This is a genomic window from Paraburkholderia sp. 35.1, assembly GCF_050436525.1.
In the GTDB taxonomy this organism is placed as follows: domain Bacteria; phylum Pseudomonadota; class Gammaproteobacteria; order Burkholderiales; family Burkholderiaceae; genus Paraburkholderia; species Paraburkholderia tuberum.
Map to the genome: position 1 here is coordinate 3,172,995 of NZ_JBNDMJ010000003.1, position 17,706 is coordinate 3,190,700.

General features: G+C 65.9%; 16 protein-coding genes. 10 read left to right on the forward strand and 6 right to left on the reverse strand.

Features of this window, described 5'->3' with window-relative positions:
* Positions 1–12 precede the first annotated feature (12 nt).
* Both OKW27_RS34840 and OKW27_RS34845 read right to left on the reverse strand, forming a co-directional pair.
* Entirely contained in the window at positions 13–195 is a 183-nt protein-coding gene (locus tag OKW27_RS34840; RefSeq protein WP_018418561.1) for a hypothetical protein, read from the reverse strand.
* A 130-nt stretch (positions 196–325) separates the two neighbouring features.
* On the reverse strand, positions 326–1,240 hold the full coding sequence (locus OKW27_RS34845) for an NAD-dependent epimerase/dehydratase family protein (protein WP_090803952.1): 915 nt from the start codon (positions 1,238–1,240) through the stop codon (positions 326–328).
* Between the two features lie 158 nt (positions 1,241–1,398).
* Between OKW27_RS34845 and OKW27_RS34850 the strand changes: the two genes are divergently transcribed.
* The 8 genes from OKW27_RS34850 to hutG all read left to right on the forward strand — a co-directional run bounded on the left by OKW27_RS34850 (position 1,399) and on the right by hutG (position 10,880).
* Positions 1,399–2,322 carry a LysR substrate-binding domain-containing protein gene (locus tag OKW27_RS34850; RefSeq protein WP_429336106.1) on the forward strand — a complete coding sequence of 308 codons (924 nt, stop codon included), beginning with the start codon at positions 1,399–1,401 and terminating at the stop codon, positions 2,320–2,322.
* Between the two features lie 328 nt (positions 2,323–2,650).
* A complete protein-coding gene (gene hutH / locus OKW27_RS34855) occupies positions 2,651–4,171 on the forward strand; it encodes a histidine ammonia-lyase (RefSeq protein WP_184062092.1) in 1,521 nt (506 codons plus the stop codon).
* A 25-nt stretch (positions 4,172–4,196) separates the two neighbouring features.
* The gene (gene hutC, locus OKW27_RS34860) at positions 4,197–4,892 is read left to right on the forward strand and encodes a histidine utilization repressor (protein WP_429336107.1); all 696 of its coding nucleotides are present in this window, start codon (positions 4,197–4,199) and stop codon (positions 4,890–4,892) included.
* A 61-nt stretch (positions 4,893–4,953) separates the two neighbouring features.
* Positions 4,954–6,642 carry a urocanate hydratase gene (gene hutU / locus OKW27_RS34865; protein WP_429336108.1) on the forward strand — a complete coding sequence of 563 codons (1,689 nt, stop codon included), beginning with the start codon at positions 4,954–4,956 and terminating at the stop codon, positions 6,640–6,642.
* An 8-nt stretch (positions 6,643–6,650) separates the two neighbouring features.
* A complete protein-coding gene (locus OKW27_RS34870) occupies positions 6,651–7,301 on the forward strand; it encodes a HutD/Ves family protein (RefSeq protein WP_429336109.1) in 651 nt (216 codons plus the stop codon).
* Between the two features lie 84 nt (positions 7,302–7,385).
* Positions 7,386–8,615, forward strand: coding sequence for an imidazolonepropionase (gene hutI / locus OKW27_RS34875; protein ID WP_429336110.1), 1,230 nt, complete (start codon positions 7,386–7,388; stop codon positions 8,613–8,615).
* A 15-nt stretch (positions 8,616–8,630) separates the two neighbouring features.
* Positions 8,631–10,016: a formimidoylglutamate deiminase gene (locus OKW27_RS34880; RefSeq protein ID WP_429336111.1), complete on the forward strand. Its 1,386-nt coding sequence runs from the start codon at positions 8,631–8,633 to the stop codon at positions 10,014–10,016.
* A 51-nt stretch (positions 10,017–10,067) separates the two neighbouring features.
* Positions 10,068–10,880, forward strand: coding sequence for an N-formylglutamate deformylase (hutG, locus tag OKW27_RS34885; protein WP_429336112.1), 813 nt, complete (start codon positions 10,068–10,070; stop codon positions 10,878–10,880).
* Between the two features lie 278 nt (positions 10,881–11,158).
* Here hutG and OKW27_RS34890 read toward each other — a convergent pair whose 3' ends face one another.
* On the reverse strand, positions 11,159–11,293 hold the full coding sequence (locus tag OKW27_RS34890; protein ID WP_279613323.1) for a hypothetical protein: 135 nt from the start codon (positions 11,291–11,293) through the stop codon (positions 11,159–11,161).
* A 342-nt stretch (positions 11,294–11,635) separates the two neighbouring features.
* Here OKW27_RS34890 and OKW27_RS34895 point away from each other — a divergent pair, with 342 nt between their 5' ends.
* Both OKW27_RS34895 and OKW27_RS34900 read left to right on the forward strand, forming a co-directional pair.
* On the forward strand, positions 11,636–12,298 hold the full coding sequence (locus OKW27_RS34895) for a hypothetical protein (protein WP_090805671.1): 663 nt from the start codon (positions 11,636–11,638) through the stop codon (positions 12,296–12,298).
* 187 nt (positions 12,299–12,485) lie between these two features.
* Positions 12,486–14,405, forward strand: a complete 1,920-nt coding sequence (locus tag OKW27_RS34900) for a DUF3857 domain-containing transglutaminase family protein (protein ID WP_429336624.1) — start codon at positions 12,486–12,488, stop codon at positions 14,403–14,405.
* 58 nt (positions 14,406–14,463) lie between these two features.
* Here OKW27_RS34900 and OKW27_RS34905 read toward each other — a convergent pair whose 3' ends face one another.
* The 3 genes from OKW27_RS34905 to pdxY form a co-directional block, all read right to left on the reverse strand.
* Positions 14,464–15,615 (reverse strand): branched-chain amino acid ABC transporter substrate-binding protein, encoded by a 1,152-nt coding sequence (locus tag OKW27_RS34905; protein ID WP_090803969.1) that lies wholly within the window; start codon positions 15,613–15,615, stop codon positions 14,464–14,466.
* 429 nt (positions 15,616–16,044) lie between these two features.
* On the reverse strand, positions 16,045–16,506 hold the full coding sequence (locus OKW27_RS34910) for a hypothetical protein (RefSeq protein ID WP_090803970.1): 462 nt from the start codon (positions 16,504–16,506) through the stop codon (positions 16,045–16,047).
* A gap of 145 nt (positions 16,507–16,651) precedes the next feature.
* Positions 16,652–17,518 (reverse strand): pyridoxal kinase PdxY, encoded by an 867-nt coding sequence (pdxY, locus tag OKW27_RS34915; protein ID WP_090803972.1) that lies wholly within the window; start codon positions 17,516–17,518, stop codon positions 16,652–16,654.
* Between the last annotated feature and the right edge of the window lie 188 nt (positions 17,519–17,706).

The following is a 17,706-nucleotide window of genomic DNA, read 5'->3' on the forward strand; positions in this document are numbered from 1 at the left end:
TGCATCAGCTCGCTACAGCGCCATCTCGAAGGCGGGTCTGAGGAACATTTCCATCGCCATCACGATGAGGCTCATCGCCGCGGCCGCGAGCGTCAGCACGCCGTATTCGTCGTAGCGCGTGTCGTACAGACACGCGACGACGAACAGAATCGCCATCAGGTTAGTCAGCCAGTCGAAGTTCAGCGCGAAGCTCATCGGTCGAATCGGGGCGTGTGCGCGACGGTGGAATTGCACCGTCAGGTGCCCGCGATTTTATCGAAAGGAGCTTACGGATTCGCAACGACCGCGCTTACATAGCTTACGTTGCGCGGCGCGCAAAGCCGCGTCAAACGGTGCTTTGCGGCCCCATCATGTCGCGTTCGATCCATTCGATCACCGACCTGCGCCGCGGTTGCCAGCCGAGCAGTTTGCGCGCGCGTTCGCCGCGCACGCGGCTGTTCGAGCCAAGACCGTACGAGGCCATTTCGTAGCCCCATTCCTGTTTCGCGTCTTCGAGCGGCCAGTCCTGCGGCGCGCCGAGCTTCATCGCGCGTGCGATCGCGGCGCTCATGTCGCGGAACGATGCTTCGCCGCTTTCGACGAAATAGAACGTGCCGGCGGGGGTTTTATCGAGTGCGAGGCGATACAGCTCGGCGACGTCGTCGATATGCACGTTCGACCAGACGTTGCCGCCGCTGCCCACATGACGCACGACGCCGCTTTTCTGCGCCTGGCGCACGAGTCGCGGCAACTGCACGCTCGCGCTGCCGGCCACCGCGCCGTGACCGTAAATCAGCGTGTTGCACAGCACGGCCGAGCGCACGTTGCGTTGCGCGGCGTCGAGCACCAGTTGATCGATCGCGACGCGCGCGGCCTTGTCGGCGGTCGGGGTGGGCAGCGCGTCTTCGTGATAGATGCGTGCTTCACCCGCTTCGCCGCCCGACGCATCGCCGACGATGCTCGACCCGCTGGTGTGCAGGAACACCTTGCCCGAACCGGCGAGTCCGTCGATCAGCGCGCGTACCGCGCCTTCGTGATCGCTGCTCGCGGCGTTGATCACCGCGTCGGCCGCTTGCGCTTCGGCGATCAGCAATGCGCGGTCGTCGAGCGTGCCGGGCACGGGCTCGATGCCGAGCCGCTGCAACTCGCCGCTGTGTTCGGGTTTGCGAATCAGCCCGCGCACCTGATGGCCGGCGCGCGCCAGATGCGCCGCGATCGAGCCGCCGATAAAACCGCTTGCACCAGTAACGAAAATCTTCAAGACGTTCTCCTGAGGGAAATGCCAAGAGCGCAATCTCTTGCATGGGATCGGAGTAAGCGCTAAAGCGCCAACTCCGATCGACAGGCACGCAGTATCGCTCGCGCGGATTCTCGCAAAAAGCGTGTTAGTCTCAAATCAATCTTGATCTGAAATCAACAATGAAAACCTCCACCGACGAATTGCTGGTGTTCGTCACCGTGATCGACAGCGGCTCGATTACCGCGGCGGCCGAGAAGCTGGGGCAGACCGTCTCCGGCGTGAGCCGCGCGCTCACGCGCCTCGAGCAGAAGCTCGACACCGCGCTCGTGCGGCGCACGACGCGGCGTCTGCATCTGACCGAGGAAGGCGACGCGTTCCTGCGGCGCGCCCGCGCGATCCTCGACGCGCTCGAAGAGGCCGAGGAGTCGGTCGCGCGCGGGCGGCAACGGCCGTCGGGGCGCTTGCGCGTCGATGCGGCGTCGCCGTTCATGCTGCATTGCGTGGCGCCGCATATGACCGCGTTTTCGGCGCTGTATCCGCAGATCCGGCTCGAATTGACCAGCAACGAGCGGATCGTCGATCTGCTCGAACAGAAGGTCGACATCGCGATTCGCATCGGCGCGCTGCAGGATTCGACGCTGCATGCGCGCGCGCTCGGCGAGAGCAGGCTGCGCGTGCTCGCGAGCCCGGCGTATCTGGCCGAGCACGGCGAGCCGACCACGCTCGACGCGCTGCACGCGCATCGGCTGATCGGCTTTACCGCGCCGGAGCATTTGAATCGCTGGCCGTTGCGCGAAGGGGGCAGGGGAACGAAGCGCGCCAAGGGGCAGCGCGACGAAGCCGCGCTGCTGAAGATCGAACCGTCGATCACCGCGTCGAGCGGCGAAACCTTGCGGCAACTGGCGCTGTCCGGCTGGGGCGTCGCCTGTCTGGCCGACTTCATGACCGCCGGCGACGTGCGCGAAAACCGCCTCGTGCCGATTCTCGGCAACCTGCTCGTCGATGAACGGCAGCCGGTGCATGCGGTGTACTACCAGAGCGCATCGCTCGCGGGGCGCGTGCAGTGCTTTCTGGATTTCATCGCGGCGCGGGTCAAGCTCTGATCCGCGTCGCAGAGCCTTCTGTCCTATAACCCAGATATCGGCGGAGCCGGCGTGTCCGGCTTCCCGCCAGCGAGAGCGCGCCAATTTTGGCCAGATGGCGACCCGCGCCGCGAAGGTGTATATACAACTGTCGGCTACATCACGGCGGCCACGACGACCCATGCGTCCAGCACACGCCGCCTACGACCTGCCGCCAAACCCGCCGCGCTCCCGCCGAGCCACGTGCCAAATAATGGAAATCCCCAGGCACGAAATCTCGAAAAACAAGTTGTATATACAAGGCCCGCCGGCTAGACTTATTTGAACTTGTATAGACAGGACGACAACCATGATTCTGAAGCCCGGCTACCTGAGCCTCCCGCAACTGCGCCAGATCGCGCGTGAGCAGGTCACCCTGCAACTCGATCCCGCAAGCCACGCCGCCATCGACGCGTGCGCGCAGGCCGTCGCCGACATCACCGCCAGGGGCGAGCCGGCTTATGGCATCAATACCGGCTTCGGCCGCCTCGCCAGCACGCACATTCCGCGCGATCAGCTCGAACTGCTGCAACGCAATCTGGTGCTGTCGCACGCGGTCGGCGTCGGCGAGCCGATGTCGCGCCCGGTCGTGCGTCTGTTGATCGCGCTGAAGCTGTCGAGCCTCGGTCGCGGCCACTCGGGCATCCGCCGCGAAGTGATGGAGGCGCTGATCGCGCTGTTCAACGCGGACGTGCTGCCGGTGATCCCGGTCAAGGGCTCGGTCGGCGCATCGGGCGACCTCGCGCCGCTCGCGCATATGTCGGCGACCCTGCTCGGCGTCGGCGAAGTGTTCGCGAAGGGCGAGCGCATGCCGGCCACCGAAGGCCTCGCGCTCGTCGGTCTGAAGCCGCTGACGCTGCAGGCGAAGGAGGGTCTCGCGCTGCTGAACGGCACCCAGGCTTCGACCGCGCTCGCGCTGTACAACATGTTCGCGATCGAAGACCTGTACCGCACGGCGCTCGTCGCCGGCGCACTGTCGGTGGATGCGGCGATGGGCTCGGTCAAGCCGTTCGACGCGCGCATCCACGAACTGCGCGGCCATCGAGGCCAGATCGACGCGGCCGCGGCTTATCGCTCGCTGCTGCAAGGTTCGGCGATCAACGTGTCGCACGCCGATTGCGACAAGGTGCAGGACCCGTACAGCCTACGCTGCCAGCCGCAGGTGATGGGCGCGTGTCTGGACCAGATGCGTCAGGCCGCCGAAACGCTGCTGATGGAAGCGAACGCGGTCTCCGACAATCCGCTGATTTTCCCGGACACCGGAGAAGTGCTGTCGGGCGGCAACTTCCACGCCGAGCCGGTCGCGTTCGCGGCCGACAACCTGGCGCTCGCCGTGGCGGAAATCGGCGCGCTCGCCGAACGTCGCATCGCGCTGCTGATCGACGCGACGCTGTCGGGCCTGCCGCCGTTCCTCGTCAAGGATGGCGGCGTGAACTCCGGCTTCATGATCGCGCATGTGACGGCCGCCGCGCTCGCGTCGGAAAACAAGACGCTCGCGCATCCGGCTTCGGTCGATTCGCTGCCTACGTCCGCGAACCAGGAAGACCACGTGTCGATGGCGACGTTCGCCGCGCGCAAGCTCGGCGATATCGCCGACAACACCGCGAACATCCTGTCGATCGAACTGCTCGCTGCCGCCCAGGGTGTCGATCTGCGCGCGCCGCACAAGACCAGCCCGAGCCTGCAGAAGGTCATGGACCTCGTGCGCAAGGACGTCGCGCACTACGAGCTCGATCACTACTTCGCGCCGGACATCGCGGCGGTCACGAAGCTCGTGCAGGCCGGCGCGGTCGCGAAGCTGAGCCCGTTCTCGTTCGCGTCGGAACAATGAGTCGTCGAGAGCGCGGATCACACCCATGAACGCACCCGCTTATCAGGGCATCAAGGACTTCATCCTCGCGCGCATTCATGCGGGCGAGTGGGCCGAAGGCGACCAGGTGCCCTCCGAAAACGAGCTTGCGCGCGAATTCAGCGTCGCACGCATGACGGTCAACCGCGCGTTGCGCGAGTTGACCTCGGAGCAGGTGCTGACACGTGTACAAGGCTCGGGTACTTTCGTCGCCCGTCCCAAGTACGAGTCGACCCTGGTGGCGATCCGCAGCATCTCCGATGAAATCGTTGCGCGCGGTCATCGCTATCAGGCGAGGGTGCTGAACATCGGCGCCAGCATCGCCGATGCGGCGCTCGCCGAAGAGATGCAGGTGAGCGCGGGCAGCCCCGTGTTTCATTCGCGCCTGCTGCATTTCGAAAACGAGGAGCCGGTGCAGCTCGAAGAACGCTGGGTCAATCCGGCCGTCGCACCCGAATACGCGCTGCAGGACTTCACGAGCACCACGCCCAACCAGTACCTCGTGCGCGTCGCGCCGCTGCAGCGCGTCGAGTACCGCATCGAGGCGCTCGCCGCCGACGAGATCACGCGCGAGCTGTTGAACATGAGTGAACGCGAGCCGTGTCTGGTGCTGCACCGGCGCACGTGGTCGCAAGGCGAGGTCGCCTCGATCGCGAATCTGTGGCATCCGGGCACCCGTTACCGCTTCACTGGGCATTTCTGAATTCGCTTTTTCGTCTTCGCCGAATCTTTATCGAACCTCTTCACGCATGATTAGGGACACCATGAACAATCCGAAACACGTCGATCCGCGTCTCGATCCGACTCGCACGATCCGCGCACCGCGCGGCGCGGAAAAGACCTGCAAGACCTGGATCGCGGAAGCCGCGTACCGGATGATCCAGAATAATCTGGACCCCGAAGTCGCCGAGCACCCGCACGCGCTCGTCGTGTACGGCGGCATTGGCCGCGCCGCGCGCAACTGGGATTGCTTCGATCAGATCCTCGCGTCGCTGAAGGACCTGAACGAAGACGAAACGCTGCTGATTCAGTCGGGCAAGCCGGTCGGCGTGTTCCGCACCCATGCGGACGCGCCGCGCGTGCTGCTCGCGAACTCGAACCTCGTGCCGCACTGGGCGACGTGGGAACACTTTCACGAACTCGACCGCAAGGGCCTGATGATGTACGGCCAGATGACCGCGGGCAGCTGGATCTACATCGGCAGCCAGGGCATCGTCCAGGGCACCTACGAGACCTTCTTCGCGGTCGCGAACCAGCACTTCAACGGTGACCCGAAGGGCCGCTGGATTCTGACCGGCGGTCTCGGCGGCATGGGCGGCGCGCAGCCGCTCGCGGCGACGATGGCGGGCTTCTCGATGATCGCGGTCGAATGCGACGAGTCGCGCATCGACTTCCGTCTGAAGACGCGCTACGTCGACAAGAAGGCGAAGACGCTCGACGAGGCGCTCGCGATGCTCGACGAAGCGAAGCGCGCGGGCAAGCCGATCTCGGTTGGCCTGCTCGGCAATGCCGCCGACGTGTTCGCCGAGTGCGTCGCGCGCGGCATCACGCCGGACTGCGTGACCGACCAGACGAGCGCGCACGATCCGATTCACGGCTACCTGCCGCAGGGCTGGACGGTCGGAGACTGGCGCGAGCGCATGAAGACCGCGCCGGAAAGCATCGTCACGCCGGCCAAGCAGTCGATGGCCAGGCAGGTGCAGGCGATGCTGACGCTGCAGGAACGCGGCGCGGCAACGCTCGACTACGGCAACAACATTCGCCAGATGGCGCTCGAAATGGGCGTGGAAAACGCGTTCGATTTCCCGGGCTTCGTGCCGGCGTATATCCGGCCGCTGTTCTGTGAAGGCAAGGGCCCGTTCCGCTGGGTCGCGCTGTCGGGCGATCCCGAGGACATCTACAAGACCGATGCGAAGGTGAAGGAACTGATCCCCGACGATCCGCATCTGCACAACTGGCTCGACATGGCGCGCGAGCGCATCGCGTTCCAGGGTCTGCCGGCGCGGATCTGCTGGGTCGGCGTGAAGGATCGCTATCGTCTCGGCCAGGCGTTCAACGAAATGGTCAGGAGCGGCGAGCTGAAGGCGCCGATCGTGATCGGCCGCGATCACCTCGATACCGGTTCGGTCGCGAGCCCGAACCGCGAAACCGAATCGATGAAGGACGGCTCGGACGCGGTCAGCGACTGGCCCTTGCTGAACGCGCTGCTGAACACGGCGGGCGGTGCGTCGTGGGTGTCGTTGCATCACGGCGGCGGCGTCGGCATGGGCTTCTCGCAGCACGCGGGCGTCGTGATCGTCGCGGACGGCACGCAAGCCGCGCACCAGCGCCTCGGCCGCGTGCTGTTGAACGATCCGGCCACCGGCGTGATGCGTCACGCGGATGCGGGCTATGAACTCGCGCAGCAGACGGCGCGCGAGGCCGGTCTCAATCTGCCGATGCTGGGCCGCTGATCGTGACCATGGCCAACCACGCGGGCGGCATGGCAGGCGTCACGCTGATTCGCGGCGCCGACCTCGTGGCGACGCCGTGGAAAAACGGCGGCGGGCTCACGCGTGAGGTCGCGGCGTTTCCGTCGCCAGGCGGCGGGCAGGGTGCGGCGAGCGCCGACTTCGTGTGGCGCGTGAGCGTCGCCGATGTCGCGCAGGCGGGACCGTTCTCGCGCTTCGACGGCGTCGACCGGACGCTGGTGTTGCTGGCTGGCGCGGGCATGCTGCTCGATGAGCCGGGCGACGCGGGCGTCGCCTCGACGCATGTGTTGCGGCAGCCGCTCGACATCGCGCGCTTCGATGGCGCGACGCGCATCGACGCGCGGCTCGTCGAGGGGGCAACGCGCGACTTCAACCTGATGGTGCGGCGCGACGTGGCGCAGGGCGAGTTGGACGTGTGGCGCACTGGCACGCGGCAGGATGGGCCGCGCGTGCTCGACGGCGACGTGGCGCTGCTGTTTTGCGCGGGCGGCGCGGTCACGGTCGGACTGGCGGCGGACCACGCGCAAGCCGTGCGGCTCGACACCGGCGACACGCTGCGCGTCGACGGGCCGAACGCGCTCGCTTGCACGCTGACGGGCGACGGCGCGGTGCTCGCGATCACGATCCGCTACACGCGATGACGAATCAACCGTGAGAGGGCCTCACATGCGCTCCATCACGGACAACCCATCCACAGACACGCAACGAGCGGCAAAGAGCACGCGATGAAGCAAACCGTCTGGCATCACCTGAATTTGTGCCCGCAGGGCGATCCTCGCCACACGCTCGCCGATGCCGCGATTGCGGTCGACGGCGGCCGTATCGCGTGGCTCGGCGCTTTCGCCGCTTTACCCACGCGCTATGCCGCATGGCCGCGCGAAGATCTGCGCGGCGCATGGGTGACGCCGGGCCTGATCGATTGCCATACGCACCTCGTGTACGGCGGCCAGCGCGCCGACGAATTCGCGCAGCGGCTCGCGGGCGTCAGCTACGAAGCAATCGCGCGACAGGGCGGCGGCATCGTGTCGACGGTGCGCGCGACGCGCGCCGCGGACGAAGCGTCGCTGTTCACGCAAGCGGCCGCGCGGCTCGAACCGCTGCTCGCCGAAGGCGTGACGGCGATCGAAATCAAATCGGGCTACGGCCTCGATCTCGCGAGCGAGCGCAAGATGCTGCGCGTCGCGCGGCAACTCGGCGAGCGCTATCCGGTCACGGTCTATACGACGTTTCTCGGCGCGCACGCGTTGCCGCCTGAATTCGCGGGCCGAGCGGACGCGTATATCGACGAAGTCTGCAACACGATGCTGCCCGCGCTCGCGGACGAAGGCCTCGTCGATGCGGTCGACGTGTTCTGCGAGCGGATCGGTTTTTCGCTGGAACAGAGCGAGCGCGTGTTCAACGCGGCCGCGCGCTACGAGCTGCCGGTCAAGATGCACGCCGAGCAGTTGTCGAACGGCGGTGGCACCGCGCTCGCGGCACGGCATCGCGCGCTGTCGGCGGATCACCTGGAGTTTCTTGACGAAGCCGGAGTCGCCGCGATGAAGGAAGCGGGCACCGTCGCGGTGCTGCTGCCGGGCGCGTACTACTTCATCCGCGAGACCCAGTTGCCGCCGCTCGAACTGCTGCGGCGCTACGAGGTGCCGATCGCGATCTCGACCGACAGCAACCCGGGCACCTCACCGGCGACTTCGTTACTGCTGATGATGAACATGGCGAGCACGCTGTTTCGCATGACCGTGCCCGAGGTGCTGCAAGGCGTCACCGCGCACGCTGCGCGCGCGCTCGGCAAGAGCGATCGGCACGGTGCGCTGCAGGTCGGTCGCGCGGCCGACTTCGCGGTGTGGTCGGTCGATTCGCTGGCGGAGCTCGCTTACTGGATTGGCCGGCCGCTCTGCGCGCGCGTCGTGCGCGCGGGCGAAACCGTCTATACGCGGCGCGAGTCGCGTGTGACCTGAACTAGAACCTGAGAGATGACGCAATCCAATCAATCGCTGTTCGCCGCTGACGCGTATCTGCCTGAAGGCTGGCGCCGCAACGTGCTGCTCGAATGGGACGCTCACGGCACGCTGAGCGCGGTCACGACGGATCAACCCGAGGCGCCGGCGGGTGTGCCGAAGGCGGCGGGCCCGCTGATGCCAGGCATGCCGAATCTTCATTCGCACGCGTTTCAGCGTGCGATGGCGGGGCTCACCGAATATCGCGCCAATGCGACGGATAACTTCTGGTCGTGGCGCGACCTGATGTATCGCTTTGCCGCGCGCATCACGCCGGAAGGCCTCGCGAGCGTCGCGCAGTGGCTCTACATCGAGATGTTGAAGGCGGGCTATACGTCGGTGTGCGAGTTCCACTACGTGCACCACGCGCAGGACGGCCAGCGCTACGCGAATCAGGCCGAGCTTGCGCAACGCGTGGTGGACGCGGCATCGGTGAGCGGTATCGGCATCACGATGCTGCCGGTGCTGTATCAGTACAGCGGCTTCGGCGCGCGCGCGCCGCGCGACGATCAGCGGCGCTTCATCAATACGCCTGAGAGCCTGCTCGATCTGCTCGGCACGCTACGCGCCGCGCGCCCCGAACATGCGGCGCTGCGTTACGGCGTGGCGCCGCATTCGCTGCGCGCGGTATCGGAGGCGTCGCTGCGCAGGTTGCTCGGCGGCATCGACGCAACCGTGCCTGTCCACATCCATATCGCCGAACAGACCGCCGAGGTCGACACGTGCCTCGAAACCGAAGGCACGCGGCCGGTGCAATGGCTGCTCGATCGTTTCGATGTGGACAGCCGCTGGTGTCTCGTGCACGCGACCCACGTCGATGCGAACGAAACGCTCGCGCTCGCGAAGAGCGGCGCGGTCGCGGGTTTGTGTCTGACCACCGAGGCCAATCTCGGCGACGGCATTTTTCCCGCGCAAGACTATCTCGACGCGCACGGCCGCATCGGCGTCGGCTCGGATAGCCATGTCGGCGTCGATTGGCGCGCCGAGTTGCGTCTGCTCGAATACGGCCAGCGTCTGACGCGCCGGCAGCGCAACGTGCTGGCGTCGGCGCAAGCTCCGCATGTCGCGGATCGTCTGTACGCGGCCGCGCTCGACGGTGGCGCGCGTGCGACCGGCCGCGCGGTCGGCGCGTTGCAGCCGGGCCATCGCGCGGACTGGCTCGTGCTCGACGCCGACCATACGAGCATCGCCGGGCATGAGCGCGAGGCGTGGCTGTCAGGCGTCGTATTCTGCGAGCACGGCGATACGCCGATCCGCGACGTCTACGCGGGCGGCGTCAAGGTCGTCGACGATCGCCGGCATCGCGACGAAGAGGGTGCCTATGCGCGCTATCGCGCGGCGCTCGCGGAACTGCTCAAATAACGGCCATGACCCGCCGAACTGATTCTCCGATCCCACTGATTCCGGACTGACATGACTGCTTCGAACCTCACGCCGGTTTTCTCGCTGCATCAGGGAAGCCTGCCGCTGCTGATCTCGATCCCGCATCTGGGCACGCAAATCCCCGCCGACATCGCCGTGACGATGACACCGGTCGCGCAACGCACCGACGATTGCGACTGGCATCTCGATCGCCTGTACGCATTCGCGAAGCGCCTCGGCGCGTCGATCCTGACGCCGACCTACGCGCGCTACGTGGTCGACCTGAACCGTCCGCCCGACGGCGCGAACCTGTACCCGGGGCAGGACACTACGGCTCTGCTGCCGGTCGACACGTTCGACAGGGAGCCGCTCTATCGCGACGGCCATCTGCCCGATGACGCCGAAATCGCGCGCCGTCGCGACGCTTACTGGAAGCCGTATCACGACGCGCTGGCCGGCGAGCTCGCGGCGCTGAAGGCGAAGCACGGCAAGGTGCTGCTGTGGGAAGCGCATTCGATCCGCTCGCGCGTGCCGCGTTTTTTCGACGGACGTCTGCCCGATTTCAACTTCGGCACGTCGAACGGTGCGAGCGCCGCGCCGGGCCTGGCCGACGAACTGGCCGCGCTGGTCGGGCGTCAAAGCGGCTATACGGCGATCGCGAATGGCCGCTTCAAGGGCGGCTATATCACGCGGCAATACGGGCAGCCCGAGCAGGGCGTGCATGCGGTGCAACTCGAGCTGTCGCAGATCACCTACATGGAAGAGCGCCTGCCTTATGCATACGATGAAGACCTCGCCGCGAAGGTCGCGCCGCTGCTCGAAGCGCTGGTAACGACGGCGCTCGCTCGCGTGAAATCCGCCTGAAGCTTGTATTCCTTTCTCACCACGCGGATCACGATTGCTGCAGGAGCGCGCGGCATCGTGGTCCGCGTCGGCCTGCATCGGTCAGCGTATCGCGAAGGTGTAACAGCATGTGTCCGTGATTGCGTGCCGGCGCGTTCATATGGAATGGTTTGAGCGTCGAGCGCGCACAGCGTATCGTGCGCCGGCTGTTTCAAGACGCGGCGCGCCATGAAAAAAAGCCCCGCGAAAGCGGGGCTTTTTGATGTGCACCGCGTCCCTCGGACACGGTTTCACCGCCATTAGTGGCAGCGCTTTTCCCAATGATGATGCACGCGCACCTTATGGCACTCGTGGTGATGCTCATCGGCCTGAGCGGGGACGATCACGCTCAGGGTGGCAACGGCTGCGGCGATGGCGAGAACGATTTTCTTCATTACAAAACCCTTAAGTCAGTGTTGTGGAGCAAGCCATGCAGCACGACGCGTGCCGCATCGGCGTGTAAGCATGCCACATCAAGCGGCCGCGGATAGGACCGGCGCGCAAATACGTGTGTCGATGCAACACGCGATGTGTCGTAAGCCCTGTTTTAACGCGCTTTGCGCTGAATTGGCCGGTGCGTACCGTGTCAAATGTGTACCTTCGGCATCTGGGCCCCACCGCACGCAAAGCGGCATAGCGGCATTGCACGCGACACCGCGAGACGACGACCCTTTCAAAACGATGACATGCGCGACGCGGTCATCGATTCATCAGGCGAAAAGATGGAAGACCCAGCGATGGAAGATTCCGACGAATTGCTGCTGCCAGTCTGGCGCGCGAACCTGGTGTTGCTGACCAGCGAGGTCGGCGCCGCGAGCCGGCTCGCGCGCATGATGACGTTTTCCGCGAGCTACCTGAAGCTGATGCTGTCGGGCCAACGCGAATTCAGCGAGGAATTCGTGCGCGGCGTCGAGGCCGTCACCGGTTTGCCGGGCGGCTGGATGAACGTGCCGCACACCGGTCAGGAGATCCCGCCGAATGCGCGCGAGGCGATCGACAACGAGCAGCCGCTCGCGCGCTTTCGGGGCACCGCGCATCCGGTGCGCAAGAAGACGGTGTTGCGGCCCGAGCCGATTTTTGGGCAGCCGCCGCCCGCGCGACGCCTCGAGGAAGAAACGCTCGATGTCGAAGCGCACCGCCGTCATGCGCATTTTCGCAAGGTGCGCGATCTCGCGACGCAGGAAGTGCGGCGCTTCGAGCGGCATCTGCTGCACGCGCCGGTGGAGCTCGCATCGATGCGCGCGAAGGTCGAGGACGTGATGGCCGCGGCCGAACTCGACGACCGCATTCAAGCCGACCTGGAGGGCCGGCTCGAACAGATCGACAAGCACCGGCACATGCTGCTGCGGCACGTGGAAAAACTGCAGGCGCTGCTGAGCCAGCTCGACGACGGCGAGTGAAGACGATCGACGCCGGCCGCTGCGTCGCGGGAGCGCCTGTGACTCCAATGCCGCTCGAGCTCGACGCGGCAACGCCGACCCCACCCCGAAACGCACGGGTCGGCGATGTGCTACAACGACGACACGAACCTGGCCGAGGTGGATCTTGGGGAACGTCGTCGTCACGTTGGCGCACACGTCGATCGCGATGATCGGGCGCGCATGCCGCGTGCGCGCCGCGGCGTTGCTTGCCGCGCTATCCGCCGCGAGCGGCATCGCCTTGCCGCTTTGCGCGGCAGCCGGCGAAATCGCCACCTCCACCAACGAACGTGCCCCTGCGACGATCGAGCGCGACGTCCATTTGTTCGTGATCCAGAAAGACGGTTCCGTCGAGGAACACGACGACACGCTGATGCGCGCGGACACGGCCAGCGGCGTCGACGAGATCGCGCAACGCTACGTGTGGTTCAACAAGGACATCGAGCAGGTGCAACAGTTGGCCGCCGAAACGATCGACCCTGACGGCACCGCGCATGCGGTCGGTCCCGAGGCGATCCGCGACGTGCAGGAGCCGCGCTCGTCCGGCGCGCCGAGCTTCGAGGACGGTGTGTTGCGCACCGTGATCTTCCCCGGCGTCACGATCGGCTCGCGCGTGCACCTGGAATTTCGCAAGACCCGCGCGAAGGCGCTGCAAGCGGGCACCTTCGCCTATCTGGTCGAGCCGTCGCTCGAGCCCGTCGACGAGCAGCGTCTGATCTTCGACCTTCCCGCCGACGTACCGCTCTATGCGGATGCGCGCGGCTACGTCGCGATGCCGACCATCACCGCGAACGGCCGCACGCGCTACGAGTTCGACTACCGGCACGGCCCCTATGCGCGGCTCGAAGCGGGCGCGGTCGGCTACGCGAACTGGGGCGACCGGCTGATGGTGTCGACGGTGCCGGACTTCGCGAGCTTTGCCGCGCGCTATCGCGGTCCCGCCGACAACGACGCGACCCGCGACGATCCCGCGATCATCGGTCTCGCACAGCAACTGACGGCCGGCCTTACCGATCCCCGCGACAAAGCCCGCGCGCTGTACGACTGGATGCGTCTGAACATCCGCTACGTCGCGCTTTTTCTCGGCGAGACGGCGGCGATTCCGCACAAGGCGGCCGACATCCTGCGCAACCGCTACGGCGACTGCAAGGACCACGTCGCGCTATACGGCGCGCTGCTCGCGGCCGCCGGCATTCGCAGCGAGCCGGTGCTGCTCAATCTCGGTCCGTACTACACGTTGCCCGAGGTCCCCGGCTACGGCGCGAGCGCGATCAATCACGCGATCATCTGGATTCCCGAGCTGGCGCAATTCGCGGACACGACGGCGGGCGGCACCGCGTTCGGCTATCTGCCTGGCGGCGTCATGGACCGGCCGGTGCTGCTCGTCGACGACGGCGTGCTCGCGCGCACGCCGGCCACTCAACGGCGCGAACGCAAGGCGCGCGTGCAGATCGACATCGACGAAAACGGCACCGCACATTATGCGTACCGGGTCGAGGATCGGGGCTATACCGCGGAGCTCGAACGCAACACGTTCCGCCGCGCGACGCGCGAGGGCGCGCAGCAGCTTGCCGCCAGGCGTCTGCTGCAAACGGGCTTGCACGGCTCCGCGCAATTGCAGACCGACGACGTCGCCGTGACCGGCGGTCCGTTCGCGACGTCGATGCAGGGCAGCGTGCCGCATCTGATCTGGCCGGACGGCACGACTGCCGTGCGGGCGCTCACGAGCCTCGCTGGCGGCATGGGCTCGCAGGTCGAGGCGTGGCTCGCGGAGCCCGTCAGAACGCAGCCGTGGGCGTGCATCGGCGGGGAGTTCGATGAAACGCTGGAAATGAGCTTGCCGCGCTTCGTACGCGTGACCGACCTGCCGACCGACAGCACGGTCGAGGACCCGTTGCTCACGTTTGCGTCGCACTACGTCTTCGATCCGGCGACGCGCACGTTGCAGGTCAACCGGCATCTGCGCGCCGCGTTCGGCCATCAGATGTGTACGCCAAACGAATTCGCGGCGATTCGCGACGACCTCGTGCGCATCGAGCGCGATCTCGATGCCGAGGTGGTCGTCCGGGCGGCGAGCGCGTGGCAGTAGCGCGCCCCGCGCCGGCCACGCGCCGGGCAGGGCCGCGACGATTTACCGGACGTGGAGCTTAGGTGCCGCTCTTCGTCACGACCGGCACCCACGCGCCGTTCTTCACCTGATACAGCGTCGACGCGCCGCTCTTCAACGCGCCGGTGCTGTCGAACGAGATCTTGCCGGTCACGCCGTCGTAGTCGATCGACTTGAGCGCCGGACGGTACACGTTCGGCGAGTCGGATTTGGCCTGCTGCATTGCCTTGATCGCGACCCACGCGCCGTCGTAGCCGAACGGCGCATAGGACAGCACGTCCGCGCCGAAGCGCTTCTTGAACTTCGCGTTGAAGTCCTTGCCACCCGGCAGTTGCGCGAGCGGGCGGCCGTATTCCCAGGCCATCGCGCCGTCGGACGCATCGCCCGCGAGCTTGATGAAGTCCTCGTCCATCACGCCGCCGCCGCCGACCAGCTGTGCGTTCAGGCCGAGCTGCTTCATGCGCCGCGCGAAGCCCGCCGCCTGGCTGTCGAGGCCGGCGAAGAACACGAGGTCCGCATTGGCGCCCTTGAACTTGGTGATCTGCGTGCTGAAGTCGACCGCGTGGTTGTCGGTGTAGTCGCGCGCGACGATGTTGCCGCCGTGCGCCTTCACGGCCTTCTCGAACTCGTCGGCTTCGCCCTGGCCGAACGCGGTGCGATCGTCGATGATCGCGATGCGCCTGGCCTTCGTCACGTCGACGGCATAGGCGCCCGCATTGCCGGCGTTCTGCGCGTCGGTCGAAATCACCATGAAGGTGTTCGCGAAGCCGCGGCCCGTGATGATCGGATTCGTCGCGGCGGGATCGAGCACCGGAATGCCAGCCTGCTCGTAGACCTGCGAGGCCGGGATCGTCGTGCCCGAGTTGAAGTGGCCGACGACCACCGCGACGCCCGAGTCGACCAGCTTCTGCGCGGCCTGCACGCCGACGCGCGGGTCGGCCTGGTCGTCCTGCGAGACGATCTCGAAATGCGCGACCTTGTCGCCGATCTTGATCTTCTGCGCGTTGGCTTCGTCGATCGCGAGCCGCACACCGTTTTCCAGATCCTTGCCGTAGCCGGCATTGGCGCCCGTCAGCGGCGCGGCAAAGCCGATCTTGACCGGCAGGTCGTCGGCGAAACTGGCAACAGGCGCGACGGCAAACATCGCACCCACGAGCATGGCCAGCGGTTTCAGCGTGTTGCGAAGACTCATGGTCTCTCCTTGCATCGACGGTTGTTATGAAAGCGGTACGACAGCGAAGCGGTACGACACGTGAGGCCGAGGCAAGCCCTCGCGCATCGCAAGACTACGAAGGATCGCTCGCCGCTCACAATGCTGGAATACGCGCACTGGCGTTGAGCCTCGCAGCGTGTTCGCGACGTCAATCTGGGGCGAATATAGAAAGCCAAATTGCCGTCGTCTTGGCAATTCGTGGCGTTTTGGATGAGCATTTCGGCATAGGCGGCAACAGGTGCATGTGGTGCATGTGGTGCGCATGGAGCGTGCGTGAGGCATGCAAGCTGGCTTGCCGTGCGAAGGTCCGCCTGGGCTGCGGATTACGGCATATGCTTAAGAAGCCGGCGCGAGCGCGCCGGCCGGTGTTGCGGTGTTGCGGTGTCGGAGGAGATTCGAGCCTGTTGCCTAGCGCTCGCCTTGCTGGCGCAGCAGCTCTTCACGCAGACGCAAAAGCGGCGCCTTCGTGTCTTCGTCGGCCCACGTGTCGAGATCGTCGATCGCGCGCTGGCAGCCGTCGAGCACCACGTCGAGATCGACCGGCACGCCGTTGTTCAGCGCGAATTCGATCGTCTCGGCGAACTGCTGGCAGTCGTCCTCGCCGTACGAGATGTCGAGATTGTCGGCGATGATTTCGGCGATGTTGCTGCGTGCCTTGTCGTCGGCCGTCACCATGTCGACGATGCCGCGCGCGACGGCGGCCGAGTAGTAGAGCGCGATATCGAGCCATTGCGCGGGATCGAAGTCGGGCTGGTCGAACTGGTTCTCGAAGAACTCGATCGCTTCCTGTTCGTGCGCTTCGTCCGCGTCGACGCTGATGCACAACTGCTCAAAAAATTCTTCCCGCTCGCTGCGGATATGACCGTCCATCGAATGCCTCGTCTGCTGAATGCCGGATGCTGAAAATGCCGTGGCGCGAGGGCGCAAGCCCTGGTCCACGCGGCACGCATTATAGGACGGCCGCCAGCAGGGTGCTGGCGAGGGCGCTCGGCAACGAGCCACGTGCCTAAGTCATCTAAGCCGTTTCCGCGACCCACGCATCGAACCACTCGCGCGGCTGGGCGATTTCATTTTGCATTGCCACCAGTTCGAGTTCATAGCGTCCGGCCTGCCAGGTCGCCTTGACGACCGCGTTGACCGCGGCGAGCGTGTGCTCGAAGGCCGAGCGGATCGAATCGCCGAGCAGCGTGCGCGCGACGAAGACCGCGCTCGTCAGATCGCCGACGCCGACCGGCTGGCGCGCGAACGGATAGAGCGGACGCTGTCCCATCCACGCTTCGCGTTCGGTGACGACGAGCATGTTGAAGCGGTCGGCGGGGCTGTTGCGATCGAGCAGATGCTTGACGAGCACGAGCTTCGGCCCACGCGCGAGCAGCTCGCGGCACGCGGTGACGGCTTCCTCGAACGTCTCGATCTCGCGACCGACGAGGCGCTGCAATTCGATGTGATTCGGCGCGATCCCGTCGGCGACTTGCGGCATTTCTTTCACGAGGAATTCCTGGATGCCGGGCTCGACCTTGTAGCCGCCCGTGGCGCCCATCACCGGATCGCAAAAGTACCAGGCGCGGGGATTGGCCGCCTTCACGGCCTTGACGATGTCAATCACCGCCTGCGCCTGTTCCTTCGTGCCGAGATAGCCGGAGACCACTGCGTCGCAGCGCGGCAGCATGCCGATCGCGCCGATGCTGTCGACGAGATCTTCCATTTGCGATGCGTCGATCGCGCTGCCGCTCCAATGCCCGTATTGCGTGTGATTCGAGAGCTGCACGGTGTTGAGCGGCCACACGTTGACGCCGAGCCGGCACATCGGAAACACGGCCGCGCTGTTGCCGGCGTGACCGAACACGACATGGGACTGGATGCTCAGAACGTTTTTCGTCATGGTAAGGCTCGCGCAACCGGTCATGCGCGGTCAACAAAACAACTGGAAGGGGAGGCTCGCGCGGGCGGGCCGATGGCCCGGGCGCCGTGCGGCAGACATGCCTGATACAGATGGTGCAGGAAAAACCCACGAACTGCATAGCCGGCAAGCCAGCAAACGATACAGGAGTTTGACAGCCGCGAGTTGAT